This is a genomic window from Pantoea sp. BJ2 (assembly GCF_040255075.1).
GTDB classification, from domain to species: domain Bacteria; phylum Pseudomonadota; class Gammaproteobacteria; order Enterobacterales; family Enterobacteriaceae; genus Pantoea; species Pantoea leporis.
Window position 1 is genome coordinate 3,582,162 of the sequence record NZ_CP158292.1, and the last position, 24,041, is coordinate 3,606,202.

The following is a 24,041-nucleotide window of genomic DNA, read 5'->3' on the forward strand; positions in this document are numbered from 1 at the left end:
ATGAAACGGACGAAAAATATTCGCCATGCCGCTTTTCGTAAAAGCTGGCAGGCACGCCACTTAACGCCAGTCGCCTTTGCCGTTAGCGCAGTGTTTATGCTGGCAGGCTGCGAGCAGAGTGACGAAACGGTGTCGCTCTATCAAAACGCGGATGATTGCGCCAAAGCCAATCCAGGCCAGAGCGCGCAATGTACCACTGCGTATAACAACGCACAGAAAGAAGCCGAACGTACCGCGCCAAAATACGCTACACGCGAAGATTGTGTGGCTGAGTTTGGTGAAAACCAATGCCAGCAAACGCCTGCACAAGCGGGTGTGGGCACCACCGCAAACAATGCTGAAGCTCAGCAAAGCGGTAGCTTCTGGATGCCGTTGATGGCCGGTTACATGATGGGACGTATGATGAGCGGCGGTGCAGGGTTTGCCCAGCAGCCCCTGTTCTCGCCAAAAAATCCGAACAGCCCGGCAAACGGTAAATTTGTTGATGCTGCGGGTAAAAACTACGGTAATGCCACATCGGGCCGCACCATCAACGTGCCGAAAACCGCAATGGCGCCGAAACCCGCGACCACTTCCACCATTACGCGTGGCGGCTTTGGTGACAGCGTGGCAAAACAAAACACCATGCAGCGCAGCAGTGCTTCTGGCACCGGCAGCCGCTCGCTGGGAGGCTAAGCCGCAGCATGCAACGTATTGCAATCCCCGAACGTCCAGACTGGCGTGAAAAAGCCGCGGAATATGGTTTCCAGTTTCACACCATGTATGGCGAACCTTACTGGTGTGAAGATGCGTACTACCAATTCACGCTAGCGCAGGTTGAACAGCTTGAGGATACCACCGCCGAACTGCACCAGATGTGTTTGCAGGCGGTGGAAAAAGTGGTGAACAGTGACGAGCTGCTCACCCGTTTCTGTATTCCTAAGCACACCTGGGACTTTGTGCGTGATTCCTGGAAGTTGCGCCAGCCTTCGCTCTATTCGCGCCTCGATCTGGCATGGGATGGCAAAGGTGACGCTAAGCTGCTGGAAAACAACGCGGATACACCAACCTCGCTGTATGAAGCCGCCTTCTTTCAGTGGATTTGGCTAGAAGACCAGGTCAAAGCGGGCAATCTGCCGCAGGGCAGCGACCAGTTCAACAGCCTGCAAGAGAAGCTGATTGAGCGCTTCGCCACGCTGCATCAGCAGTTCGGTTTCAACTGGCTGCACTTCTCCTGCTGCCGTGATACCGAGGAAGATCGCGCCACGGTGCAATATCTGCAGGACTGCGCCACTGAAGCCGGATTGCCGAGCGAATTTCTCTATATTGACGAGATTGGATTGGGTGAAAGAGGTCAGTTTACCGACGTAAACGATCAGGTCATCAGCAATCTGTTTAAGCTCTATCCGTGGGAATTCATGCTGCGCGAAGTGTTTTCTACCAAGCTGGCGGATGCGGGCGTGCGTTGGCTGGAGCCGGCCTGGAAAAGCATCATTTCCAATAAAGCGCTGTTACCGCTGCTGTGGGAAATGTTCCCTAATCATCCCAATTTGCTGCCCGCTTACTTTGCCGATGATAAGAACGCGCCGCAGCTGGATAAGTACGTGGTGAAACCGCTGTTTTCGCGCGAAGGTGCCAATATTCGTATCATTGAAAACGGTCAGGAGATCGCCCGCGCCGATGGTCCGTATGGCGAAGAAGGCATGATTATCCAGCAGTTCTATCAGCTACCGAAATTCGGTGATAGCTATACCTTGATCGGTAGCTGGCTGATTGACGATCAACCTGCGGGCATCGGCTTACGCGAAGATCGTGCCTTGATCACGCAGGATCTGTCGCGCTTCTATCCGCATACCTTCATCGAATAAAAGCTGTGCCGCCCGCACTCTTCGGGCGGCCTTGCGCATTAGCCAATCTGCACTGACATCATGCTGATCGCGCCCATCTCCATCCCTTCCACAGGAATACTGATCGCTTCATCAGCGGCACGCGCGCCAAGAATATAGAGCAGCGGTAGATAGTGTTCAGGCGTTGGGTTCGAAAGCTGTGCATCCGGATGCTGCATAAAGTTCACCAATGGGTGATCTGCTGCCTCACCGTGGAAATCCAGATTCTCACGTACAAACTGATTGAAGCTCTCCGCCCACGGATACGCAGTTTCTGCGCCTTGCCAGCGCAGCATACGCAGATTGTGCACCACGTTACCGCTGGCCACGATCATCACATCCTCATCTCGTAATGACGCCAGCTTTTGCCCCAATGCGTAGTGCCATTCAGCAGGTTTAGTGCCGTCGATACTCAGTTGCACCACTGGGATGTCGGCATCGGGATACATTTTTGCAAGCACACCCCAGGAACCATGATCAAAACCCCACTCCTGATCGGCATGAACGGCGATCGGAGCCAGTAAATTCATCACTTGCTGAGCCAGTTCTGGCGATCCCGGCGCGGGATAGCGCACATCAAATAGCGCCTGCGGGAAACCACCAAAATCATGGATAGTGCGCGGATTATTCATCGCCGTCACCGCCGTGCCGCGTGTGTACCAGTGCGCCGAAACCGCGAGAATCGCACGTGGACGCGGCAAGGTTGCACCCAATTGCTGCCAGGCTTGGGTATAACGATTATCTTCCAGTACGTTCATCGGGCTGCCGTGACCAAGGAACAGCGCAGGCATGCGTGTAGTGCTCATGATTAATCCTCTGACGGAGTGTCGCTTTGTTAACCGCTACGATACGCGCTTTCGCTGGGGGATTAACGCTGATAAGTATGATGGTCTCTGTCAGAGAATTTGAATGATATAGGGCGGATAAATTCGACACAGGTTAGGTCTTAATATTGCACGCGAGCCTTTTAGATATCAGTGATATAGCCCGCACCTAAGACCGAGCGAGACCAGTCTTGTTACATCCAATCAATCTACTTCTTAAACTCCCCTCGGTTTTAGAAAGATGAGTTGGAATTTATGTTAATACAGGGAGCAATATTGTGCCTGGCGATGAATATCTACCATGAAGCGCGAGGCGAACCGATTAAAGGACAAATAGCCGTTGGTACGGTGACCATGAACCGTGCCAATTGGGATGTCAAAGAGATCTGTCCTGTGGTGTATGCACCTAAGCAGTTCTCCTGGACGTCTCTCAAAAAGCATCCTTATCGTTATCCACCACATGAAGATAAAAGCTGGCAACGCGCCAGAAAGCTGGCACAGAAGATTGTTGAAGGGGAATTACAGGACGTAACGAAAGGCGCGACCTTTTTCCATGCACATCATGCTAAACCGGCCTGGCGTCATACCTTTCAGCGTACAGTAGTAATTGGCAATCACGTGTTTTACGCCAATCGTTAAAACAAAAAAAAGAGGCCAGATAGATATCTATCCGGCCTCTTTCTTCTGTATTAATTCAGTTAACTGGCGTGACGCGTTTCTCGCTGACGGCGATACGCCACCAAATCTTCAATGGTGACGACCGGCATATCGTGTTGCTTTGCAAACACGATCGCTTCTGGCGCGTGCGCCATGCTGCCATCATCATTGGTCAATTCGCACAATACCCCTGCAGGTTTAAATCCCGCCAGCGTCACCAGATCGATAGTCGCTTCGGTGTGTCCACCACGCGACAGAACGCCGCCTTCACGCGCACGCAGCGGAAACACATGGCCCGGACGGTTAAGGTCTGAAGGCTTCGCGCCATCAGCCACCGCAGCGCGAATCGTGGTGATGCGATCGGCAGCAGAAACGCCGGTGGTCACACCGCTTGCAGCTTCAATTGTCACCGTGAAACCGGTGCCGTAAGCGCTGGTGTTAGTTTCCACCATCATTGGCAGCTCAAGCTGCTGACGGCGCTCTTCGGTGATGCAGAGGCACACAATACCGCTGCCGTGACGGATGGTTAATGCCATCTGTTCAACGGTCATGGTTTCTGCCGGGAAGATCATGTCACCTTCGTTTTCACGATTTTCATCGTCGAGCACCATTACACCGCGGCCGTTGCGCAGCGCATCAATGGCGCGCTCTACACGCTGTTCAGGCGTGCCAAATTCAGAAAGAAGCGTCTGATTCATGGTAAAAAAACCTTATAAAATATGAGTTACCAGAACCAGGGCGTGCTTAGGAGTGCGTACAAAACACATGGCAAAAACGTGACGCGGGCAAAGCCCGGCTGATGTCGTTACCCTCTCCCATCCGGACTCTAACCGTCGGCTCCGGAATTACACCGGATCTGCTGACCTCTCACATTGCTGTGAGAGCGCTCGCGGGCTTTCAGCGAGAGCTGATTTACCGCCGGTGGGGAATTTCGCCCCGCCCTGAGAATAAGCGAACAAACTATAACGCCAATCATCTGGTCGGGCAATCGACAAAAGTGCAAATGCTTTTGCATTTCCTGCGTTGCGGATTTCAGGTTTAACCTTTTCGTTTCAGGCATTACACTTAATAGCTATTGAGTCCGAACACGCGCAGCTATCGGCCACCGTAACCAGGAAATAATCATGATCGACACGAAAAAAATTGAACAACTGGCTCGCCAGGTACATGAAGCGATGCCGAAAGGGATTCGCGATTTTGGCGATGATGTCGAAAAGAAAATCCGTCAGGTATTGCAGGCGCAGTTGACGCGCATGGACCTGGTTAATCGTGAAGAGTTTGATGTGCAGACGCAGGTTCTGCTGCGCACGCGCGAGAAATTAGCTGCGCTGGAACAGCGCCTGGCGAAGTTAGAAAGTGAAAGTCCAGCGGCACCCGCGCCGGCGATCATCACGCCAGATCCCGCTGGGAAAATTGATACTCCGCAGTAAGCTAATGGGCGGGAGTTTTGCTCCCGCCCATTCACACTTAATGACTGCGAATCGTTTTGATGATGTTGCTGGTTGAGATGCCATCTTCGAAGTTTAATACGCGCACGTCACCACCGTTTGCCCACACTTCTTTGCTACCCGCGATATCTTCCGGCTTGTAGTCGCCGCCTTTTACCAGCAGATCTGGCAGCACTCCCGCAATCAGACGCTGTGGCGTATCCTCTTCAAACAGCACCACCCAATCCACCGCTTCCAGCGCACCCAGCACAATCATACGGTTTTCTTGCGGATTGACCGGACGCGTTTCGCCTTTCAGACGCTTCGTCGAGGCATCACTATTAACGGCCACAATCAGACGATCGCCCAGCTTGCGCGCATTCGCCAGATAAGAAACATGGCCAGCGTGCAGGATGTCAAACACGCCGTTGGTCATTACCACTTTCTCACCACGCTGACGCGCCAGCGCAACAGCGGCTTTCAGCTCCGCTTCGGTCATCACACCAAATCCCGTTTCCGGACGGGCGTGAATGGCATTTTCCAGCTCAACAGTGCTGACAGTGGAAGTACCGAGCTTCCCGACGACGACGCCAGCCGCAGCATTCGCCAGGAAACAGGCTTCTTCCAGGCTGTCGCCAGCCGCCAGCACTGCGGCTAGCACGCCAATCACCGTATCGCCCGCACCGGTCACGTCATACACTTCCTGCGCCTGCGTAGGCAGATGCAGCGGCGCTTTGCCCGGCTGCAGCAGCGTCATACCGTTTTCAGAACGGGTTACCAGCAGCGCGGAAAGCTCATAATCAGCGATTAACTGCATGCCACGACTGACAATCTCTTCCACGCTTTTGCATTTACCCACAACCGCTTCGAATTCAGACAAATTCGGCGTCAGCAGCGTTGCACCGCGATAACGTTCAAAATCCGTGCCTTTAGGATCAATCAGTACCGGCACATTAGCTTCACGCGCTAATTGAATCATGGTCTGCACGCTGTTCAGCGCGCCTTTGGCGTAGTCAGACAGCACCAGCGCACCCGCTTGCGTCAGCGATTGACGCATACGATCGTGAATCGGCTGCGGATCAATCTCCTCAAAACCCTCTTCGAAATCGAGGCGAATCAGCTGTTGATTGCGCGAAAGCACGCGCAATTTGGTGATGGTTGGATGGCTTTGTACCGCCACAAAATCACAGTCGACGTTGACCTTTTGCAGGGTTTCGCTTAACGCGCGCGCGGCATCATCGGCGCCGGTCAAGCCAATCAGCCGTGATGCTGCACCGAGCGCAGCAATGTTCATGGCGACGTTTGCCGCGCCGCCTGGACGCTCTTCAATGGTATCCACTTTCACCACCGGCACCGGCGCTTCCGGGGAAATACGGCTGGTTGGGCCATACCAATAGCGATCTAACATCACATCGCCGACGACCAGCACAGTGGCCTTGCCAAAAGTGGGCAGTGTTACTTTCATTCAGAGACTCCAACACGGTCAAAATAATGCGCGGGATATTACCACATAAGCCATCAGGCTCACTGTTCCGCGCTGTCAGATTGGATACCGCTTAACCAACGCTGCCAACTGTTGTTGACCACCGCGCGTTCAGCGACAAAGGCTTCAGGCGCCACATGGCCCGGTAATTCCTGCAATGCCAGATGGTGCAGCGCATCACGCAGCGTGACGTACGCATGCGTCAAAGCCTGCGCCTCTTCATCCGGCATAATGCCATGACGCGCCATCAATTCGAAAATGCGGACATTATCCGACCAACGCGTCAACGCTGGCTGATCGGCCGCGTAGCTTAAGACAAGGTATTGCGCGATGAATTCAATGTCGGTGATACCGCCCTCATCGGTCTTAATTTCCCAGCGACCTTTCTGTTTGTTGCTGAGATGCGCCCGCATTTTTTCGCGCATTTCACGCACTTCTTTTTGCAACGTCTCAACGTCTCGCGGCAGGCAAAGAACGTTACGGCGGATTTCATCAAAGCGTTCACAGAGCGCAGGTTCGCCAAACACGATGCGCGCGCGCACCAGCGCCTGATGTTCCCAGGTCCATGCTTCGCTGCGCTGGTATTCGTTGAAAGCGGAAAAAGTACTGACCAGCATACCCGCCGCGCCAGAAGGACGCAGACGCGCATCCACTTCATACAAAATGCCGGACGACGTGCGCGTGCTAAACAGATGCATTACACGCTGCGCCAGGCGCAGATAGAACTGGCGACCATCAATGACGCGCTCGCCATCGGTTTCCGCATCATCCGGACAATCATGCAGGAACACCAAATCAAGGTCAGAGCTGTAACCCAGCTCCCAACCACCCAGCTTGCCATAACCGACAACCGCAAAACCGCGCTCACTGTCGCTAGTCAAATGCGATGGACGACCATATCGCTGCACCATCATCTGCCAGGCTTGCTGCACCACGGATTCAATAATCGCTTCTGCCAGCCAGGTTAAGTGATCGCTCACTTTCATTACGGGTAGCGTTTCAGCAATATCGGCAGCGGCGATGCGCAGATGCTGCGCCTGTTTAAACTGGCGCAATGCTTCCAACTGCTGCTCTTCGTCATCGGTGGGAATACGCAGCAGATATTGGCGCAGTTCGTCGCGGTAAGCGTCGGTTGCGGTGGGTTGATACAGCGTTGCGGGATCGAGTAACTCATCCAGCAGCAGCGGATAGCGCGCCAATTGGCTGGCAACCATTGGTGACGCGGCACACAGACGAATCAGATGACGCAGCGCGCCATGATATTCGGTGAGTAATTCCAGATAAGTGCTGCGCGTCAGCACGCCCAGCAACAACGGCGTCAGACGATTCAGCAGCACATCGGCATCTTCGCGCGGACAAACTTCACAGAGCAGACGCGGCATCAACTGGTCGAGCGCCAGACGACCACGCGGACCAATAGTACGGCGGCTCACATCCTGGCGGAAGTTGTTCAACGCGTTGTAAAGCGCGTGACGCTGCGCATCGTCCAATTGCGGTACCACCGGGATGAGATCGCTCTCTTCCAGCGCGTCCTGCCACAGCCCGGCAAACTCAGCCAACTGCGGCTGATCGTCGACATCCGGTGCATCGTCGCCAATCAGCTCGTCAAAGATGGCGCGCACACCGGCCATTTGCAGCTCAAGCTGCGCCATCAGCGCGGTCCAGTCTGCCGCGCCCATCGCCCAGGCTAAGCGCTGGCGGTCGAGCTCGTTCTCTGGCAGCGTTTGCGTTTGCTCGTCATTAATGCTTTGCAGCAGGTTTTCCAGCCGACGCAGGAACAAATAGGCTTCACGTAGATGATCGACCTGTTTCTGACTTAACAAAGCCAGCTCACCAATCGCTTTGAGCGTAGGGAGCAAAGAGCGCAATTGTAGTGAGCGCTCACGTCCACCGCGAATCAGCTGGAACACCTGCACAATGAATTCCGTTTCACGAATGCCACCGGCGCCGAGCTTAATGTTGTCTTTCAAGCCGCGTCGACGCACCTCGCGCGCGATCATGCCCTTCATGTTACGCAGCGATTGAATCACGCTGAAATCGATATAGCGGCGATAGACGAACGGCCGCAGCATTTGCTGCAATTCCTGGCTCCAGTGGCCATGATCTTCGCCCATCAGCCGGGCTTTGACCATCGCATAGCGTTCCCAGTCGCGGCCCTGCTCCTGATAATAATCTTCCAGTGCCGCGAAACTCAGCACCAGCGGACCGCTATCACCAAACGGACGCAGACGCATGTCCACGCGATAGACAAATCCATCCACCGTTGGTTGATCGAGCACTTTGATCAGCCGCTGCCCCATGCGCGTGAAGAATTGCGCATTGTCGAGCTCGCGCCGTCCACCTTGGGTTACGCCGTTTTCCGGCCAGGCAAAAATCAGATCGATATCAGAAGAGAAGTTGAGTTCACAGCCGCCGAGTTTACCCATGCCGAGAATCAGCATCGGCTGGGCTTCACCCGCTTCATTGCATGGCGTACCAAAGTCGCGGCTGCAATCCTGCCAAACCCAGTCGCGCGCGGCAGCGATGAGGATTTCCGCCAGCGTGCTGAGTTGCTGCAAACTTTGTTCGGTAGTGGCGTGTTGCAGCGCCTGCATCCAGGCGATGCGTACCAGCATATGACGACGGAACAAACGCAGTTCACGCATCAGGGAGGTTTCATTTTCAACCGAGTGCAGCACGTCATTCAGCCAGCGGGCATAGTGCTGCCACTCATCTGGCGCAGGCGCTTGCTGTTGCAGATGCTGCCACCATTCGGGATGCTGCTGCAGGTTATCGAGGATAAAGTCACTAAAGGTCAGCGCGCCCGCCTGTTCTGGCGTGAACGCTGAGGATGGCAAATTAAGTCGCTCTGCCACATTAGCCAACTGCGCCTGCATGAGCGCCGGTAACGGTAACAACATCTTCTCTCCCTGATTGGATTTTTCGTTAGCGTTTGATTCCGCTATTGAGCCAGAAAGGTGCGGGGCGCACGGCCAGGTTAACCAGATGCATTAAGCCACGTTCCTGCTTCTCTCGAATCGCATGCTGTAACTCCAGCCAACCGTCCAGCCAAACATTCACCTCTTCGGCCGGATAAGCACCCGCCAGCAGGTTCACCGCCAACAACTGGCGATTCAGGCGCGTCGCTTTATCCTGGAACTCATTGAACAGTTGAACATCAACGAATGTTTCTCTGAGATCGGCGGCAATACGACTTAGCATAATATCGCTGAAGCGCTTGAACGATCCCTGCAGCTTGCTTTTGCTCTTGTCGTCGAGCCATTTTTGCCACTGCGACTCAACCAGCCAGTGAGTAAGTGCTAACTGAGCTTCAACCGAGGTTAACGAAAAGCAGGTAGCTTCAGCATTGTTCTCATCATCGGCCAGCAACTCTTCCTGACGGGTTAATTTCTGGCGCAGATCGCTGCTGGCTTTGCGTGGCACCAACGCACCAAACAGTGAGAACGCCTGACGCAGCGTTTCCAGCGCATCAATTACCGCTGCTTTGGCATCTTTATTACCACGCAGCCACACTTCTTCGTGATATTGCCAATGATTCAGTGCCGCAGTCATTGCGTTGATCATGCCCTGCTCAACCGACGCTTTCGCGGCGATTTTCTGCAATGGCAACGTACGGATGGGGCGCGGTAAGTTACCCTGCGCCAGCTGATAGCCGCGCGCGGCTTTGCTCAGGCTGCCGAGACGTAATCCGCCCATCGTAACCAGCGCTTCAGCGAACTTCAGCATGTCATCGCGTTGACCACTTTTAAGCTCCAGCTCGACTTCATAAAGCGGTTCGCTGAATTCACCGGCAGCGACTTCGCCGCGGTCAAACGCCACTTCAATTTCGCTGTCGCCAAATTGCACCAACCAGGCTTCGCGCTGGAAATGAGTGCTGAACAGCGGCTGTAGGCGCGATTGCAGTGCAGCAATATCGGTGCCCTGCGGCCAAATCTCGGCTGGCAGGCGCGCGATATCCAGCTGCGGCTCCGTGAGATCAACATTGTATTCCGGACGCTGATGCAGACCGCCAACGGTTTTACCGGCCGCTTTCAGCGTCATTTCATAGCGTTGATCAACGCCACGAATGCGCAGGCCCATGTCCCAGCGACGCAGTTGGTTGTCGTCGGTTTCATAATAGATATTGGTCAGCTCGCGCGCGGCGAAGTGCTGATGTGGCCACGCGGCAAGCTTTTCCGCCAGTTTTTCGGCGGCTTGCGGTGTAGCAATGAACTTTAATTCGATTTCGATGGTCATAATTTTTTATTCAATACGCTGCTGGCACTTACGAGTTTAATCTGGCGAAGAGTAATGCACCGGAAGCCCGCTGTCTCCGCTTTCTTGTGCTTTTACGACCCTTTTCGCACCGGATTGAGACCAGGATAGTTCTCATTCAGATTTTTGAGAAGCGTCTCCAGACTGTGCCGGTAATTTTACGCCATTAAGAAAAAACGACATCGAATGAAAAAAATCACACTTGCTGCCCTTTCTTTGCTGGCTTTCAGCGCCATCACACCTGCTCATGCTGCTGACGAAAAACGCTACATCTCCGATGAATTATCCACTTGGGTGCGCAGCGGTCCGGGCGATCAATATCGCCTGATCGGTAAGCTGAACGCCGGAGAGGAAGTGACCTTACTGCAGACCAATAACGACTCTCAATATGGTCAGATTCGTGATGCAGAAGGCAAAACTAACTGGATTCCACTGTCGCAACTGAGCGCCAGTCCTAGCCTGCGTACCCGCGTACCGCAACTGGAGCAGCAGGTTAAAGATCTGACGGCCAAGCTAGCGAATATTGACAACAGCTGGAATCAGCGCACTTCTGAGATGCAGAACAAAGTCGCCAACAGCGACGGCACCATTGATGGCCTGAAAGCGGAGAATCAGAAGCTGAAAAATGAGCTGATTGTCGCGCAGAAGAAAGTCAGCGCCGCCAATGTGCAACTGGATGACAAGCAGCGCACCATCATCATGCAGTGGTTTATGTATGGCGGCGGCGTGCTGGGCGTTGGTCTGCTGTTGGGTCTGTTGCTGCCGCATATGGTGCCGCGTCGTAAGAAAAACGATCGCTGGATGAACTAACGCGCCACGCAGATTTGTTCTTTTATTTAAGGGGATCGTAAGATGCCCTTTTTGGCGTGCCCGATATTTAGCCAAAGTATGCAACAATAAAGTAACAAGCGTGTTCAGCACGCAATTTTTGATCTGCCTCTGGAGTGGTTGAGTGAAGACGTTTCTGGTCGGTGGCGCAGTGCGCGATGCCTTACTGCGTTTGCCGGTAAAAGATAGAGATTGGGTTGTTGTAGGCGCGACGCCAGATGCGATGCTGGCGGAAGGTTATCAGCAGGTTGGCCGGGATTTTCCGGTTTTTTTGCATCCGCGAAGCCGTGAAGAGTATGCGCTGGCGCGTACGGAACGCAAAAGCGGCAACGGTTACACCGGCTTTGTGACGCAGTTCGCGCCGGATGTCACGCTCGAGCAAGATTTGCAGCGCCGCGATCTCACCATCAATGCCATCGCCCAAAGCGACAGCGGTGAGCTGATTGATCCGTATGGCGGTCAGCGCGACCTGGCGAAACGCCAGCTGCGCCATGTTTCCACCGCCTTTAACGAAGATCCGCTGCGTGTACTGCGCGTGGCGCGTTTCGCCGCCCGCTTTGCCCATCTGAATTTCCGTATTGCTGATGAAACCCAGGCGCTGATGCGCGAAATGGCGGTCAGCGGCGAACTGGCGCATCTCACCGCAGAACGGGTGTGGAAAGAGACGGAAAAAGCGCTGCTGACGCGCAATCCACAGGTCTATTTCCAGGTATTACGTGATTGCGGCGCGCTGCAGGTGCTGTTCCCGGAAATCGATAATCTTTATGGCATTCCGGCCCCGATCAAATGGCATCCCGAGATTGATACCGGCATCCATGCGCTGATGACGCTGGCGATGTCCGCTGCGCTCTCGGATCAGCTTGATGTGCGTTTCGCTACGCTGTTCCACGATGTCGGTAAGGCGCTGACGCCAGCAGAAAAATGGCCGAGCCATCATGGTCATGGCCTCGCGGGCGTGCCGATTGTTGAAGCGCTGTGCCAGCGCCTGCGCGTGCCGAATCAGGTGCGTGATTTGGCGTTAGTGGTGACCGAATTCCATGACGTGGTGCACACCATTGAACGCCAGCCAGCTGACGCGTTAATCGCGCTTTTTGATCGAATTGATGCCTGGCGCAAGCCCGATCGTGTGGAGAAGATGGCGCTGACCAGCGAAGCGGATGCGCGCGGGCGTGCGGGTCTGGAAAGCATGGCTTATCCGCAAGGCGACTATTTGCGTCAGGCGTTTGCGCTGGCGCAAGCGGTGCCAACTAAAGATGTGGTGGCAGCAGGTTTTAAAGGGGCGGAAGTGCGGGAAGAGTTGACGCGTCGGCGTGTGGCGGTGCTGCAGGCGCAATTGATTAACGCGCGGCCAGTGTAACCAGCCGCGCGGGGCAACTTACATAAAGATGGCGTAAACCACGGCCGCAACAATGAAGCGGTAGATAGCGAAAGAGACGAACGAGATACGCTTGATCAGCTCAAGGAACACCTTGATCGCCAGCAGCGCCACGACGAAAGCCGTTACAAACCCGACGGCAAACATTGGGAAATCCTGCATCGTCAGGAAGCCGAGGCTCTTGTAGAGATCCAGTCCGGTGGCGCCAATCATCATCGGTACCGCCAGAATGAACGAGAACTCTGACGCCGCATAACGGCTCACGCCCATCAGCATACCGCCAGAAATCGTCGCACCTGAGCGCGAGAAGCCCGGCCACAGCGCCAGACACTGGAAGCAGCCAATCATAAATGCCTGACGGTAGGTGATATCGTCAACGCCAACCGCTTTCGGCTGCTTCGGCTTGAAGTATTCCGCCACCAGCAGCAGCACACCGCCGACCACCAGCGCATACATCACGTTGATCGGGTTAAACAGCGTTTTGATTTGGTCGTGCAGCAGCAAACCAATCACCACCGCAGGCACCATACCCAACAGAATATGAATCAGGGTTAATTTGCCCGTACCCACGCCTTCATGTTTGACCTCACCGAAGTGAATGCCGATCAAACCAAACAAGCGGCGCCAGAACATCACGACCACAGCCAGAATTGAACCGAGCTGAATCACCACTTCGAAGGTTTCAGCGGTCTGGCCTTCAAAACCCAACAGATGGCCAACAATAATCATGTGGCCCGTGGAAGAGACCGGCAGGAATTCCGTGAGGCCTTCTACAACCCCCAGGATTGCAGCTACCCAAAGCTGGTGAATGTCTGCCATCAAAATATTTCCTCTATCCGTTTTAAACAGTAAAAAGGCGGTCGCAAAGGGCTACCGCCTGAAATTATGCCTGCGTCACGCTGAAGGAAACCTTAAGAAATTCGGTCACTTCCTGCTGGTTAGCGCAACGGCCTCAAGTGAGACACACCATAATTTGGTTTGGTTTCATTATGATGGCAATCACGGAAGATTTATTTCGGAATAGTCCCGCGCTCAATACGTACGCCAACGCTGGCCGCCTGCGCTACAGCGCCCGGTTTGCCTACCTTTATGCGCACGCCGGGGGCTTTGAAACGATTCATCAACAGATCGGCGATTTCTTCTGCTACCCTTTCGACCAGGGCGAAACGCTGGCCTTGCAGATGATTGAGGATCATTTCCGTGACATCGGCGTAGCTCAGACAATCATTCACATCGTCGCTGGCGGCGGCGTGACGGTTGTCCCACGCCATTTCGACATCGAGCACCAGCTTCTGCTGCATGCCTTGTTCCCAGTCGTAAACGCCAATAGTTGTGAACACGGTAAGCTGCTCGATAAATACGATATCCATGATGTCAGTCTCTGTTTTTGGCTAAGCCGGATACCACTTCCGGCGGATTATGCGTATTATCCACGCTTATCGAGAACAAAACGACCCAAAAGGAACGGTACGACGCTATGAGTGCTATCGCGCTTGGTATGATTATTTTCGCGTATCTTTGCGGCTCGATTTCCAGTGCGATATTGGTCTGTAAACTGGCTGGTTTACCCGATCCGCGCTCGCAAGGCTCAGGCAATCCTGGCGCGACCAACGTTTTGCGCATTGGTGGCAAAGCCGCCGCTGCGGCGGTGCTGATTTTCGACGTGGCAAAAGGCATGCTGCCGGTGTGGATTGCTTATCTGCTGCACGTTGCCCCGCTCTATCTTGGCCTCACGGCGATTGCCGCCTGTCTGGGCCACATCTATCCGGTGTTCTTTCGTTTTCGCGGCGGTAAAGGCGTGGCGACGGCCTTTGGTGCGATTGCGCCGATTGGCTGGGATTTGACGGGATTGATGACCGGAACCTGGCTGCTGACGGTGCTGCTTAGCGGCTATTCGTCACTTGGCGCGATTGTCAGCGCGCTGATCGCACCCTTTTACGTGTGGTGGTTCAAACCGCAATTCACTTTCCCCGTTTCGATGCTCTCGTGCCTGATTCTGTTGCGGCACCACGACAACATCCAGCGCCTGTGGCGCGGCCAGGAAAATAAGATCTGGAAGCGGAAAAAGAAGAAATAAAAAAACCGGCGCAAGGCCGGTTTCTTATTTTAGATGGCGGGCAATTCTGCCAGCGGCCAGCGCGGCCGCACGCTGACGCTGAGTCCACCGCTGGTGCCGCCTTTGAGGCGCACCATGCCCGCGTAAGCAATCATCGCGCCGTTATCGGTGCAAAACTCAGGGCGTGCGTAAAACACCTCGCCGCCACGCTTTTGCATCATCTCGGCCATGCGCTCACGCAACGTGCGGTTGGCGCTGACGCCACCCGCAATCACCAAACGTTTAAAGCCAGTTTGCTCAAGCGCGCGTTTGCACTTAATCATTAAGGTATCAACCACCGCATCTTCAAATGCGCGAGCAATATCCGCGCGAGCTTGCTCGTCGCCCTGATGCTCGCGAATGGTATTCGCCGCAAAGGTTTTCAGGCCGGAGAAGCTGAAATCCAGCCCCGGACGATCGGTCATTGGCCGCGGGAAGCGGAAACGGTTTGGCGTGCCTTGCTGCGCCATACGCGACAGCATCGGTCCGCCGGGATAATCCAGCCCCAGCAGCTTGGCGGTTTTATCGAACGCTTCGCCAGCCGCATCGTCAATCGATTCGCCCAATAAGGTGTATTCACCAATGCCGGTCACGCTGATCAATTGCGTATGCCCGCCGGAAACCAGCAGCGCGACAAACGGGAATTCCGGCGGATTCTCTTCCAGCATCGGCGCCAGAAGATGCCCTTCCATATGATGCACCGGCACCGCCGGCACATTCCAGGCGAATGCCAACGCTCGGCCAATGGTGGCGCCAACCAGCAGCGCGCCCACCAATCCGGGCCCGGCGGTGTAGGCGACGCCGTCAATCTGTTGTGGCTCAAGGCCCGCTTCTTTCAGTGCCGCCTGAATCAGCGGCACGGTTTTACGGACGTGGTCACGCGATGCCAGTTCCGGCACCACGCCGCCGTAATCGGCATGCAGTTTCACCTGGCTATATAGTTGATTTGCCAGCAGACCGGACGCATCGTCGTAAATCGCGATGCCGGTTTCATCGCAGGACGTTTCAATACCCAGAACTCGCATAGCTTTTATCACCCTCTTCGTGCGGCGCGCAGTGTAACACAGGCAATTCTCACGCCAGAGACTTTGCCCCTGAAAAAGTGTTTTTCTGTCGCACAAAGAGTGCGCTATACTCCACGGCCTGAAAAAACCGGCAGCCGCGATGGCATATGCCCCTGTTGGTTCTAAATTATACATGGTGCTTTACAAGTCGGCCGCGGCTGGAGTAAAATGCTGCACCATTTTGAAATGTGCTGGCGCCGCAGTCAGCAGCAAAAACCGAATTTTATCGAGGTAAGAGTTACATGCCGGTAATCAAAGTACGTGAAAACGAGCCGTTCGACGTAGCACTGCGTCGCTTTAAGCGTTCATGCGAGAAAGCAGGTGTTTTGGCAGAAGTTCGTAGCCGTGAGTTCTACGAGAAGCCTACCACTGAGCGTAAGCGCGCTAAAGCATCTGCAGTTAAGCGTCATGCCAAGAAACTGGCTCGCGAAAACGCACGCCGCACTCGTCTGTACTAATTTCTTGCGGAAGCTTGCTTCCGCCGCGTGATAAACGCAGACAGAGTCAAGTAAAAGGCCGTGCTTTCCGAAAGGAAGCGCGGCTTGTTGTCGTTTATGAGCTGAAAAATCGGGGCTTATGGCTGGACGAATTCCACGCATATTTATCAACGACTTACTTGCCCGCACGGACATCGTGGATATTATCGATGCCCGCGTTAAGCTGAAAAAGCAGGGTAAGAACTATCACGCGTGCTGTCCTTTTCATAACGAGAAAACCCCCTCTTTCACCGTAAGCGGTGAGAAGCAGTTCTATTACTGCTTCGGCTGTGGCGCCAAAGGCAACGCCATCGACTTCCTGATGAATCACGATCGTCTGGAATTTGTTGAGAGCGTTGAGGAGCTCGCCACGCTTCATGGCTTAGAAGTGCCGTATGAAGCGGGCAACGGTCCTAGCCAGATGGAGCGCCATCAACGTCAAAGTCTTTATCAGTTGCTGGATGGCCTGAACGGCTTCTATCAACAGAGCCTGCGTAATCCACAAGCGCAATCTGCACAGAACTATCTCGCCACGCGCGGTCTTAGTCAGGAAGTGATCGATCACTTCGCTATCGGCTATGCGCCTGCGGGTTGGGATAATGCTCTGAAGCGCTTTGGGCAGCAGAAAGACGATCGCGAATCGCTGATGGAAGCGGGCATGTTGGTCAGTAATGACTCAGGCCGCACCTACGATCGCTTCCGCGATCGTGTGATGTTCCCTATTCGTGATAAGCGTGGCCGCGTGATTGGTTTTGGTGGCCGCGTGCTGGGCAACGATACGCCGAAGTATCTGAACTCACCGGAAACACCGATTTTCCATAAAGGCCGCCAGTTATACGGGCTTTATGAAGCGCAGAAAAATCATCCGCAACCCGCGCGTTTGCTGGTTGTCGAAGGTTATATGGACGTGGTGGCGCTGGCGCAGTTTGGCATCGATTATGCCGTAGCTTCGTTGGGCACTTCGACCACCGCTGAACACGTTCAGCTGCTTTATCGCTCAACGGATACCGTGATTTGCTGTTACGACGGTGACCGCGCCGGACGTGAAGCGGCATGGCGTACGCTCGAAACCGCATTGCCTTACATGAATGATGGTCGTCAGCTACGCTTTATGTTTTTGCCCGATGGCGAGGATCCGGACACGCTGGTACGCAAAGAGGGCAAAGCAGCCTTTGAAGCGCGGATGGAGCAGGCTACACCGCTCTCCACATTTTTGTTCGACAGCCTGATGCCGCAAGTGGATTTGAGTACACGCGATGGCAAGACCAAGCTGGCGACCTTGGCGTTACCGCTGATTAGTCAAATTCCCGGTGAAACGCTGCGCATTTATATGCGTCAAACCTTGGGTAATAAACTCGGGATTCTTGACGATAACCAGTTAGACAAGCTGATGCCGAAGCTGGCAGAAAGCGGAGTGCTGCCAACTGCCCCACCGTTGAAGCGCACCACCATGCGCGTATTGATCGCGTTATTAGTGCAGAATCCGCAATTTGCCTCCATCGTGCCTACACTGGATGGACTGGAGCAGTCAAAAATGGCGGGTTTACCGCTATTTGTGGAGTTAGTCAGCCGTTGTACAGAGAATCCTGGCCTGACCACCGGACAGCTACTAGAGTTATATCGCGGAACAAATTTTAGCCAGCCCCTTGAAACACTGGCCACCTGGAACCACATGATAGTGGATGAAGAGGCGGAAGAAGTGTTCCAGGATTCACTGGCGAGCATTTACGATTCCGCACTCGAACAGCGCCTTGAAGCGCTGATCGCACGCGAGCGAACTGAAGGCCTAAGCGCCGTCGAACGCCGTGAATTCTGGGCTTTAAGCCAGGCATTAGCGAAAAAATAAGATTTTAACGGGATCAGAACTGCAAGTACGTTAAAAACAGCATTCTGGTTCAGTGATTTCCGGAATGATAGACGCGATAAGCGAAGCCGGAAACACACAGCACAAATTTAGAGGCGTCAACGTCGCAGCCAGTTTCAGTGCTGCCAGCGCACAGCAACCGGAGCGTACTGAAGTACGTGAGGATTGCGAGCACTGCCAGCACTGAAAATGGCAAGTAAGTTAGCCTCGGAAAGAACACAAGCGGCTTAAGTGCCGATTATAGATGGGCTTCAGCCCTGGCCGCGATGTAGGCAGCGGCAAAAACACAACGCCTTCACTGTTATAGTTGGCTCGCGCCGACCGACACCAATCTAATTAACAGAAGTGTGGATACCGTCTTATGGAGCAAAACCCGCAGTCACAGCTTAAGCTACTTGTCACCCGTGGTAAGGAGCAAGGCTATTTGACCTATGCTGAGGTCAATGACCATCTGCCGGAAGATATCGTCGACTCCGATCAGATCGAAGACATCATCCAGATGATTAATGACATGGGTATTCAGGTTGTTGAAGAAGCGCCTGATGCTGATGATCTGATACTGAATGAAAACAGCTCCGATACTGACGAAGATGCCGCAGAAGCCGCCGCTCAGGTTTTATCCAGTGTTGAATCTGAAATTGGCCGTACCACCGACCCGGTGCGCATGTACATGCGCGAAATGGGTACCGTTGAACTGCTGACGCGCGAAGGCGAAATTGACATCGCTAAGCGCATCGAAGACGGTATCAACCAGGTCCAATGCTCTGTAGCCGAATATCCGGAAGCGATCACCTATCTACTCGATCAGTATGATCGCGTTGAAGCGGGCGACTATCGCCTGTCTGACTTGATCATCGGCTTCATCGATCCTAACGCGGAAGAAGATATCGCGCCGACCGCCACGCACGTGGGTTCTGAGTTATCTCAGGAAGATCGTAACGACGATGAAGAAGAAGATGAAGAGGATGACGACAGCTCTGACGACGATAATTCTATCGATCCAGAACTGGCTCGCGAGAAGTTTGGCGACCTGCGTACGCAGTATGAAACCACGCGTACCGTCATCAAAGCGAAAGGTCGCAGCCATGCTGACGCCGTAGCCGAAATCCAGAATCTCTCTGAAGTGTTCAAGCAGTTCCGCCTGGTACCGAAGCAGTTCGACTACCTGGTAAACAATATGCGTGAAATGATGGAGCGCGTGCGTACGCAAGAGCGCCTGATCATGAAGCTGTGTATTGAACTGTGCAAGATGCCGAAGAAAAACTTCATCACGCTGTTCACCGGCAACGAAACCAACCCAAGCTGGTTCAAAGCCGCGCTGGCAATGAACAAACCATGGTCTGAGAAGCTGCTGGAAGTTGAAGATGATGTGAATCGTTCGCTGTACAAACTGCAGCAGATCGAAGAAGAAACCGGCTTGACCATTGAGCAGGTGAAGGACATTAACCGTCGCATGTCTATCGGCGAAGCGAAAGCGCGCCGTGCGAAGAAAGAGATGGTTGAAGCAAACTTACGTCTGGTTATCTCTATCGCCAAGAAATACACCAACCGTGGTCTGCAGTTCCTCGATTTGATTCAGGAAGGCAACATCGGTCTGATGAAAGCCGTTGATAAGTTTGAATATCGTCGTGGTTATAAGTTCTCAACTTACGCTACATGGTGGATCCGTCAGGCTATCACCCGCTCTATCGCTGACCAGGCGCGCACCATCCGTATTCCGGTGCATATGATTGAGACCATCAACAAACTCAACCGTATTTCGCGTCAGATGCTGCAGGAGATGGGTCGCGAACCGACGCCGGAAGAGCTGGCTGAACGTATGCTGATGCCTGAAGATAAGATCCGCAAAGTGCTGAAAATCGCTAAAGAGCCGATCTCTATGGAGACGCCGATTGGTGATGATGAAGATTCGCATCTGGGCGATTTTATCGAAGACACCACGCTGGAGCTGCCGCTGGATTCCGCAACCTCGGAAAGCCTGCGCTCAGCGACCCACGACGTGTTGGCTGGCCTGACCGCGCGCGAAGCGAAAGTGCTGCGTATGCGTTTCGGTATCGATATGAACACCGACCACACGTTGGAAGAGGTTGGCAAACAGTTTGATGTAACGCGTGAGCGTATTCGTCAGATCGAAGCCAAGGCGCTGCGTAAACTGCGTCACCCAAGCCGCTCAGAAGTACTGCGTAGCTTCCTCGACGATTAATCGTTGTCGAGACGAAAAAACCCTGGCTTGCCGGGGTTTTTTATTGCCTGAAGAATAGCTCTTTCACGCGTTGCTCTGCAGCCAATCATGCAGTTGGCGATAGGATGCGGCCATATCTTCCAGCGTCGCACGATTTAACCCGCTTGGATTAGGCAGCACCCACAAACGCGTTTCACCCAGCGTTTGCGGCTGCTCGCCCCACTCAACTTTGCGCTGACGAAACGCTTTCTGAAAAGCATCCTTGCCCAACACCGCCAACGCACGCGGCTGATAGTGCAGAATTTTTTGCTGCAGGCGTGAACCACCGTCGCGTAATTCATCGCCGTCCAACTCGTTAGCCTGCACCGTTGGACGCTCCACCAGCATGGTGATGCCACAGCCAGTTTCCAGCAGCCGCTGCTCCTGCTCGGGCTTAAGTAACTCGCGCGTAAAGCCGGCCTGATAAATCACCTTCCAAAAGCGATTACCGGGATGCGCAAAGTGAAATCCGGTGTGCGCCGACGATTTGCCCGGATTGATGCCACAAAACAGCACCTGTAAATCAGGCGCAATAATGTCGCGGATATCGTGCTCACTCATGCCATCTCCAGTCCGGCGCGTTGTTTTACCGACCGACGACTGCTCGCCAGCATCGTACGTGCTTCCTCGTCGTCCGGACAAGCACGTGCCATTGCCACCGCGCCAACCATTTCAGCCAACATGGTGGTCGCGGCGTCATCCGCATGCGGATGGTTAAGTTCATGTAGCGTCAACGCCAGGCGCTGCCGCATCGCTTCTCGCCGCTGGGAAAATAGTGTGCGCGCCTCAACCGGTAAATGTGCCATTTCACTCACCAGCGCAGGCAGCGGACAGCCTTCACCCGGCGTGTTGCAATGATGCTCGGATAAATAGCTATCGATTAACTGACTCAGTCGTTCAGCGGGATCGTTAATTGAGGTGATATCCGCAAAGCGGCGCGCCGAATCGGCAAACATCTCAGCGATCACCGCTTGCACCAGATCTTCGCGCGAGGCGAAGTGGGCATAAAAGCCGCCGTGCGTTAAGCCCACGCGCTTCATCAGCGCCGCGACGCCGATGCTTTCAGTGCCGTTCTCGCGCATTACCACAGAGGCTTCATCCAGAATGCGCTGTCGCGTACGCGCTTTATGGCTCAGCTTTTCCATCTTCATTGACTCCGATATCGTTGATAGCAATCAGTGTAATTATTACAACCATCATATTCTAGCTTGACGATAAATATTATGATCGTCATATTAAACCTCGTAAATATGATAACCATCATTTAGAGGAATACACCATGTCACAACATCTGGCTTTAATCACCGGTGCATCAAGCGGAATTGGCGCGACCTATGCAAAACAGCTGGCAGCACGCAGCACAAACTTGATTCTGGTGGCGCGCGATGCAGCCAGGCTCAATCTGTTGGCGCAATCTTTGCGTGAATCATATGGCGTTGAAGTCAGCGTGTTAGCGGCCGATCTCACCAACCATGATGATTTGCAAAGAGTCGATCACGAAATCCAGCAAAATAAAGCGATAACTCTGCTGGTAAACAATGCGGGCATGACGGTTGAAGGTGAATTCATCGACGGTGACATCGCGAAAATTCAAACAATGCTGACGTTAAATATCGTGGCGCTGACACAGCTGGCCCACACTGCTGCGCAGGCGTTTCGTGCACGTCGCAATGGTACGATAGTGAATATTGCTTCAGTGCTAGCGCTAGTGAGCGAATCGGCGAATGGCGCGTACAACGCCAGCAAAGCGTATGTGCTTTCCCTGACCCGTAATTTGCATCGTGAATTAGCCGAAAGCGGTGTGCGTATGCAGGCGGTGTTGCCAGGCTTAACGCGTACCGAGATTTTCGAGCGCGCAGGAAAATCCATTAACGAACTTCCCGCTGAGATGCTGATGGAAGTGGATGATTTGGTCTCGGCTGCGCTACGTGGACTCGATGCCGGCGAGTTGGTGACCATCCCATCCGTTGAAGATGTGCATCTTTGGCAGAGTTATGAAGAGGCACGCATCGCCATATTGCCGTTCATCTCGCTTAACAAGCCTGCATCACGCTATTTGTAGCATCAGCAAACTTTCGAATGAGCCTGGTCTCAAAAACCAATGATGATTGGGCGCTTAATAAGCGATAGAGCGTGGGACGATAGAATTTTCTTTTGAGATCAATGAGTCAGCTATTGCTGTAATTTTCACCATCCAAATGGCGAACTCTGGATCACCCTAACAAGATACTCTATAATCCCCGCTCCGCTGGCCCCTTAGCTCAGTGGTTAGAGCAGGCGACTCATAATCGCTTGGTCGCTGGTTCAAACCCAGCAGGGGCCACCAAATTTAGTGATTAAAATCATGCATTTAAGCCACCTTTCGAGGTGGCTTTTTTGTTTTCTGAACCCGCTGTTGGCAGCAAAATGGCAGCAGATTTTTAGCTTCTCCATTTTTCACTCACCACATTATTAAGGCAACACATGAAGTTCGGAGCAATCAGCATGATGAATTATGCCCAGTGAATCACACCTATATATGTAAAACGGGTGAACTAACCCCTACTAACGGATGAGAAATGCTACTGGATGGTGTTAGTGTTGGGTGACATGCATAAATATGTATTGATTGAAGGAAACTACCCTGTAAATCTGTTCAAACTGAACAACTATAGACATCGAAGCAAATTCCAATCATCATTTACCTTAAAAGGCATACATAATGAGGTAAAACAATGGCACTGTTTTCTCAACGAATGGGAATTACTCCTTTAAAAAAAGCAATTCAAATCGAATCAATGGATGATGAGTTGCGTTATGGACTTTGGAATGTTTTACAGATTTGTTTTTGGGATCAAAAAGGTTATGAAATTTATAACCAGTTAGATGGTGTTGCTAAAAGAATTTGGTTTTCTCTTTTTAAACTACCAATTGACACATGCCCTGCATTTTTTACGGAAGATTTATATGGTCGCATGAATGACAATTGTGCATATTCATTGTGCCGAAAATACTTTTTGGATAGCAAAATAAAATGGTGGGAAGCTTATGATTTTGTTGAATTCATTTTCAATGAATTTGAACTATCCAATGACACAAAAAAAAATGCAATAAATTTTCTAAATCGTATGCTGGAGCGGGAAAATGCAGCTTACAGATATGTCGAATCTCAACTAGTACCTATTAGTGATGAGAACGAGATTAATACTATAGAAGCAGCACTCGAAGAGAACGACAAAGGAGCTGCAATCCATTTCAAAACTTCATTATCACTATTATCTGATCGAAAATCTCCAGATTATCGTAACTCTATTAAAGAATCGATTTCTGCCGTAGAGAGTTTATGTAGACATTTAGCTGGTAATGACTTCAAAAAATTCAGTGACGCATTAACAGAATTGGAAAAAACAACATCTTTTCATCCAGCTTTGAAGAGAGCTTTTTTACAGCTATACGGCTACACAAGCGACAGCGGTGGTATTCGCCATGCTCTTACTGAAGATTCAGAACACCCTTCATATGCTGATGCTAAATTTATGCTGGTAACTTGTAGTGCATTCTGCAATTTTTTGAGAGCAAAAATCTCTGAGAGAACTCAGAAAAATAAATAAAGGCCGTAAACATTACTT

At 52.8% G+C, this 24,041-nt stretch carries 22 protein-coding genes, 1 tRNA gene and 1 riboswitch; of the genes, 13 read left to right on the plus strand and 10 right to left on the minus strand.

The features are described from left to right. Positions 1–675, plus strand: a complete 675-nt coding sequence (locus tag AAF463_RS16430; protein ID WP_061720467.1) for a DUF1190 family protein — start codon at positions 1–3, stop codon at positions 673–675. 8 nt (positions 676–683) lie between these two features. Then, positions 684–1,847 (plus strand): glutathionylspermidine synthase family protein, encoded by a 1,164-nt coding sequence (locus AAF463_RS16435; protein WP_101762994.1) that lies wholly within the window; start codon positions 684–686, stop codon positions 1,845–1,847. Positions 1,848–1,885: 38 nt separating this feature from the next. On the opposite strand, the gene ygiD is transcribed toward AAF463_RS16435, so the two are convergent. Beyond that, positions 1,886–2,671 (minus strand): 4,5-DOPA dioxygenase extradiol, encoded by a 786-nt coding sequence (gene ygiD / locus AAF463_RS16440; protein ID WP_217549714.1) that lies wholly within the window; start codon positions 2,669–2,671, stop codon positions 1,886–1,888. 273 nt (positions 2,672–2,944) lie between these two features. On the opposite strand from ygiD, the gene AAF463_RS16445 reads away from it, so the two are divergent. Continuing rightward, positions 2,945–3,328, plus strand: a complete 384-nt coding sequence (locus tag AAF463_RS16445) for a cell wall hydrolase (protein ID WP_110867311.1) — start codon at positions 2,945–2,947, stop codon at positions 3,326–3,328. 59 nt (positions 3,329–3,387) lie between these two features. Here AAF463_RS16445 and ribB read toward each other — a convergent pair whose 3' ends face one another. Beyond that, positions 3,388–4,044 carry a 3,4-dihydroxy-2-butanone-4-phosphate synthase gene (ribB, locus tag AAF463_RS16450; protein WP_008103416.1) on the minus strand — a complete coding sequence of 219 codons (657 nt, stop codon included), beginning with the start codon at positions 4,042–4,044 and terminating at the stop codon, positions 3,388–3,390. 105 nt (positions 4,045–4,149) lie between these two features. Continuing rightward, positions 4,150–4,299: riboswitch (FMN riboswitch) on the minus strand. Between the two features lie 171 nt (positions 4,300–4,470). Here ribB and AAF463_RS16455 point away from each other — a divergent pair. Then, a complete protein-coding gene (locus AAF463_RS16455) occupies positions 4,471–4,776 on the plus strand; it encodes an accessory factor UbiK family protein (RefSeq protein ID WP_008103418.1) in 306 nt (101 codons plus the stop codon). Between the two features lie 37 nt (positions 4,777–4,813). Here the strand turns inward: AAF463_RS16455 and hldE are convergent, their stop codons facing one another. Genes hldE through AAF463_RS16470 form a run of 3 tightly spaced genes read right to left on the minus strand, consistent with a single transcriptional unit; the run spans position 4,814 to position 10,492 of the window. Then, entirely contained in the window at positions 4,814–6,238 is a 1,425-nt protein-coding gene (gene hldE / locus AAF463_RS16460) for a bifunctional D-glycero-beta-D-manno-heptose-7-phosphate kinase/D-glycero-beta-D-manno-heptose 1-phosphate adenylyltransferase HldE (RefSeq protein WP_350261119.1), read from the minus strand. A 59-nt stretch (positions 6,239–6,297) separates the two neighbouring features. Further along, the gene (gene glnE, locus AAF463_RS16465; RefSeq protein ID WP_350261120.1) at positions 6,298–9,156 is read right to left on the minus strand and encodes a bifunctional [glutamate--ammonia ligase]-adenylyl-L-tyrosine phosphorylase/[glutamate--ammonia-ligase] adenylyltransferase; all 2,859 of its coding nucleotides are present in this window, start codon (positions 9,154–9,156) and stop codon (positions 6,298–6,300) included. Positions 9,157–9,181: 25 nt separating this feature from the next. Further along, positions 9,182–10,492, minus strand: a complete 1,311-nt coding sequence (locus AAF463_RS16470) for an inorganic triphosphatase (RefSeq protein WP_110867315.1) — start codon at positions 10,490–10,492, stop codon at positions 9,182–9,184. Positions 10,493–10,696: 204 nt separating this feature from the next. On the opposite strand from AAF463_RS16470, the gene AAF463_RS16475 reads away from it, so the two are divergent. After that, positions 10,697–11,320 (plus strand): TIGR04211 family SH3 domain-containing protein, encoded by a 624-nt coding sequence (locus AAF463_RS16475; RefSeq protein WP_101762988.1) that lies wholly within the window; start codon positions 10,697–10,699, stop codon positions 11,318–11,320. Positions 11,321–11,462: 142 nt separating this feature from the next. Continuing rightward, a complete protein-coding gene (locus AAF463_RS16480) occupies positions 11,463–12,695 on the plus strand; it encodes a multifunctional CCA addition/repair protein (protein WP_101762987.1) in 1,233 nt (410 codons plus the stop codon). 18 nt (positions 12,696–12,713) lie between these two features. Here the strand turns inward: AAF463_RS16480 and bacA are convergent, their stop codons facing one another. Next, a complete protein-coding gene (gene bacA / locus AAF463_RS16485) occupies positions 12,714–13,532 on the minus strand; it encodes an undecaprenyl-diphosphate phosphatase (protein ID WP_101762986.1) in 819 nt (272 codons plus the stop codon). Positions 13,533–13,723: 191 nt separating this feature from the next. After that, positions 13,724–14,083: a bifunctional dihydroneopterin aldolase/7,8-dihydroneopterin epimerase gene (gene folB, locus AAF463_RS16490; RefSeq protein ID WP_350261121.1), complete on the minus strand. Its 360-nt coding sequence runs from the start codon at positions 14,081–14,083 to the stop codon at positions 13,724–13,726. 107 nt (positions 14,084–14,190) lie between these two features. On the opposite strand from folB, the gene plsY reads away from it, so the two are divergent. Next, positions 14,191–14,790 carry a glycerol-3-phosphate 1-O-acyltransferase PlsY gene (plsY, locus tag AAF463_RS16495; RefSeq protein WP_061720459.1) on the plus strand — a complete coding sequence of 200 codons (600 nt, stop codon included), beginning with the start codon at positions 14,191–14,193 and terminating at the stop codon, positions 14,788–14,790. 29 nt (positions 14,791–14,819) lie between these two features. On the opposite strand, the gene tsaD is transcribed toward plsY, so the two are convergent. Next, positions 14,820–15,833 (minus strand): tRNA (adenosine(37)-N6)-threonylcarbamoyltransferase complex transferase subunit TsaD, encoded by a 1,014-nt coding sequence (tsaD, locus tag AAF463_RS16500; RefSeq protein WP_101762982.1) that lies wholly within the window; start codon positions 15,831–15,833, stop codon positions 14,820–14,822. Positions 15,834–16,114: 281 nt separating this feature from the next. Between tsaD and rpsU the strand changes: the two genes are divergently transcribed. The 3 genes from rpsU (at position 16,115) to rpoD (ending at position 20,415) form a co-directional block, all read left to right on the plus strand. Beyond that, positions 16,115–16,330 carry a 30S ribosomal protein S21 gene (gene rpsU / locus AAF463_RS16505; protein WP_008103436.1) on the plus strand — a complete coding sequence of 72 codons (216 nt, stop codon included), beginning with the start codon at positions 16,115–16,117 and terminating at the stop codon, positions 16,328–16,330. A 118-nt stretch (positions 16,331–16,448) separates the two neighbouring features. Further along, positions 16,449–18,194: a DNA primase gene (gene dnaG / locus AAF463_RS16510; protein ID WP_192412135.1), complete on the plus strand. Its 1,746-nt coding sequence runs from the start codon at positions 16,449–16,451 to the stop codon at positions 18,192–18,194. A 379-nt stretch (positions 18,195–18,573) separates the two neighbouring features. Next, entirely contained in the window at positions 18,574–20,415 is a 1,842-nt protein-coding gene (gene rpoD / locus AAF463_RS16515; RefSeq protein WP_064738465.1) for an RNA polymerase sigma factor RpoD, read from the plus strand. A gap of 63 nt (positions 20,416–20,478) precedes the next feature. Here rpoD and mug read toward each other — a convergent pair whose 3' ends face one another. Both mug and AAF463_RS16525 read right to left on the minus strand, forming a co-directional pair. Then, positions 20,479–20,994: a G/U mismatch-specific DNA glycosylase gene (gene mug / locus AAF463_RS16520; protein WP_350261122.1), complete on the minus strand. Its 516-nt coding sequence runs from the start codon at positions 20,992–20,994 to the stop codon at positions 20,479–20,481. Further along, the gene (locus AAF463_RS16525) at positions 20,991–21,578 is read right to left on the minus strand and encodes a TetR/AcrR family transcriptional regulator (protein WP_110867321.1); all 588 of its coding nucleotides are present in this window, start codon (positions 21,576–21,578) and stop codon (positions 20,991–20,993) included. The genes mug and AAF463_RS16525 overlap by 4 nt, the downstream gene beginning before the upstream one ends. A 134-nt stretch (positions 21,579–21,712) precedes the next feature. On the opposite strand from AAF463_RS16525, the gene AAF463_RS16530 reads away from it, so the two are divergent. The 3 genes from AAF463_RS16530 to AAF463_RS16540 all read left to right on the plus strand — a co-directional run bounded on the left by AAF463_RS16530 (position 21,713) and on the right by AAF463_RS16540 (position 24,023). After that, complete coding sequence (locus AAF463_RS16530; protein ID WP_350261123.1) at positions 21,713–22,495, plus strand: SDR family oxidoreductase; 783 nt, start codon at positions 21,713–21,715, stop codon at positions 22,493–22,495. A 188-nt stretch (positions 22,496–22,683) separates the two neighbouring features. Further along, positions 22,684–22,759 (plus strand) — tRNA-Ile (locus tag AAF463_RS16535). Positions 22,760–23,147: 388 nt separating this feature from the next. Then, positions 23,148–24,023 (plus strand): hypothetical protein, encoded by an 876-nt coding sequence (locus AAF463_RS16540; RefSeq protein ID WP_350261124.1) that lies wholly within the window; start codon positions 23,148–23,150, stop codon positions 24,021–24,023. The last annotated feature ends 18 nt before the right edge of the window (positions 24,024–24,041 follow it).

Excerpts from the sequence above, each read along its gene's own strand:
- ygiD (WP_217549714.1), bottom strand. The coding sequence starts at position 2,671 with ATGAGCACTACACGCATGCCTGCGCTGTTCCTTGGTCACGGCAGCCCG.
- AAF463_RS16525 (WP_110867321.1), bottom strand. The coding sequence starts at position 21,578 with ATGGAAAAGCTGAGCCATAAAGCGCGTACGCGACAGCGCATTCTGGAT.
- AAF463_RS16445 (WP_110867311.1), top strand. The coding sequence starts at position 2,945 with ATGTTAATACAGGGAGCAATATTGTGCCTGGCGATGAATATCTACCAT.
- AAF463_RS16540 (WP_350261124.1), top strand. The coding sequence starts at position 23,148 with ATGGCACTGTTTTCTCAACGAATGGGAATTACTCCTTTAAAAAAAGCA.
- tsaD (WP_101762982.1), bottom strand. The coding sequence starts at position 15,833 with ATGCGAGTTCTGGGTATTGAAACGTCCTGCGATGAAACCGGCATCGCG.
- mug (WP_350261122.1), bottom strand. The coding sequence starts at position 20,994 with ATGAGTGAGCACGATATCCGCGACATTATTGCGCCTGATTTACAGGTG.
- glnE (WP_350261120.1), bottom strand. The coding sequence starts at position 9,156 with ATGTTGTTACCGTTACCGGCGCTCATGCAGGCGCAGTTGGCTAATGTG.
- bacA (WP_101762986.1), bottom strand. The coding sequence starts at position 13,532 with ATGGCAGACATTCACCAGCTTTGGGTAGCTGCAATCCTGGGGGTTGTA.
- rpoD (WP_064738465.1), top strand. The coding sequence starts at position 18,574 with ATGGAGCAAAACCCGCAGTCACAGCTTAAGCTACTTGTCACCCGTGGT.
- AAF463_RS16530 (WP_350261123.1), top strand. The coding sequence starts at position 21,713 with ATGTCACAACATCTGGCTTTAATCACCGGTGCATCAAGCGGAATTGGC.
- dnaG (WP_192412135.1), top strand. The coding sequence starts at position 16,449 with ATGGCTGGACGAATTCCACGCATATTTATCAACGACTTACTTGCCCGC.
- AAF463_RS16430 (WP_061720467.1), top strand. The coding sequence starts at position 1 with ATGAAACGGACGAAAAATATTCGCCATGCCGCTTTTCGTAAAAGCTGG.
- AAF463_RS16470 (WP_110867315.1), bottom strand. The coding sequence starts at position 10,492 with ATGACCATCGAAATCGAATTAAAGTTCATTGCTACACCGCAAGCCGCC.
- ribB (WP_008103416.1), bottom strand. The coding sequence starts at position 4,044 with ATGAATCAGACGCTTCTTTCTGAATTTGGCACGCCTGAACAGCGTGTA.
- AAF463_RS16435 (WP_101762994.1), top strand. The coding sequence starts at position 684 with ATGCAACGTATTGCAATCCCCGAACGTCCAGACTGGCGTGAAAAAGCC.
- AAF463_RS16455 (WP_008103418.1), top strand. The coding sequence starts at position 4,471 with ATGATCGACACGAAAAAAATTGAACAACTGGCTCGCCAGGTACATGAA.
- rpsU (WP_008103436.1), top strand. The coding sequence starts at position 16,115 with ATGCCGGTAATCAAAGTACGTGAAAACGAGCCGTTCGACGTAGCACTG.
- hldE (WP_350261119.1), bottom strand. The coding sequence starts at position 6,238 with ATGAAAGTAACACTGCCCACTTTTGGCAAGGCCACTGTGCTGGTCGTC.
- AAF463_RS16475 (WP_101762988.1), top strand. The coding sequence starts at position 10,697 with ATGAAAAAAATCACACTTGCTGCCCTTTCTTTGCTGGCTTTCAGCGCC.
- plsY (WP_061720459.1), top strand. The coding sequence starts at position 14,191 with ATGAGTGCTATCGCGCTTGGTATGATTATTTTCGCGTATCTTTGCGGC.
- folB (WP_350261121.1), bottom strand. The coding sequence starts at position 14,083 with ATGGATATCGTATTTATCGAGCAGCTTACCGTGTTCACAACTATTGGC.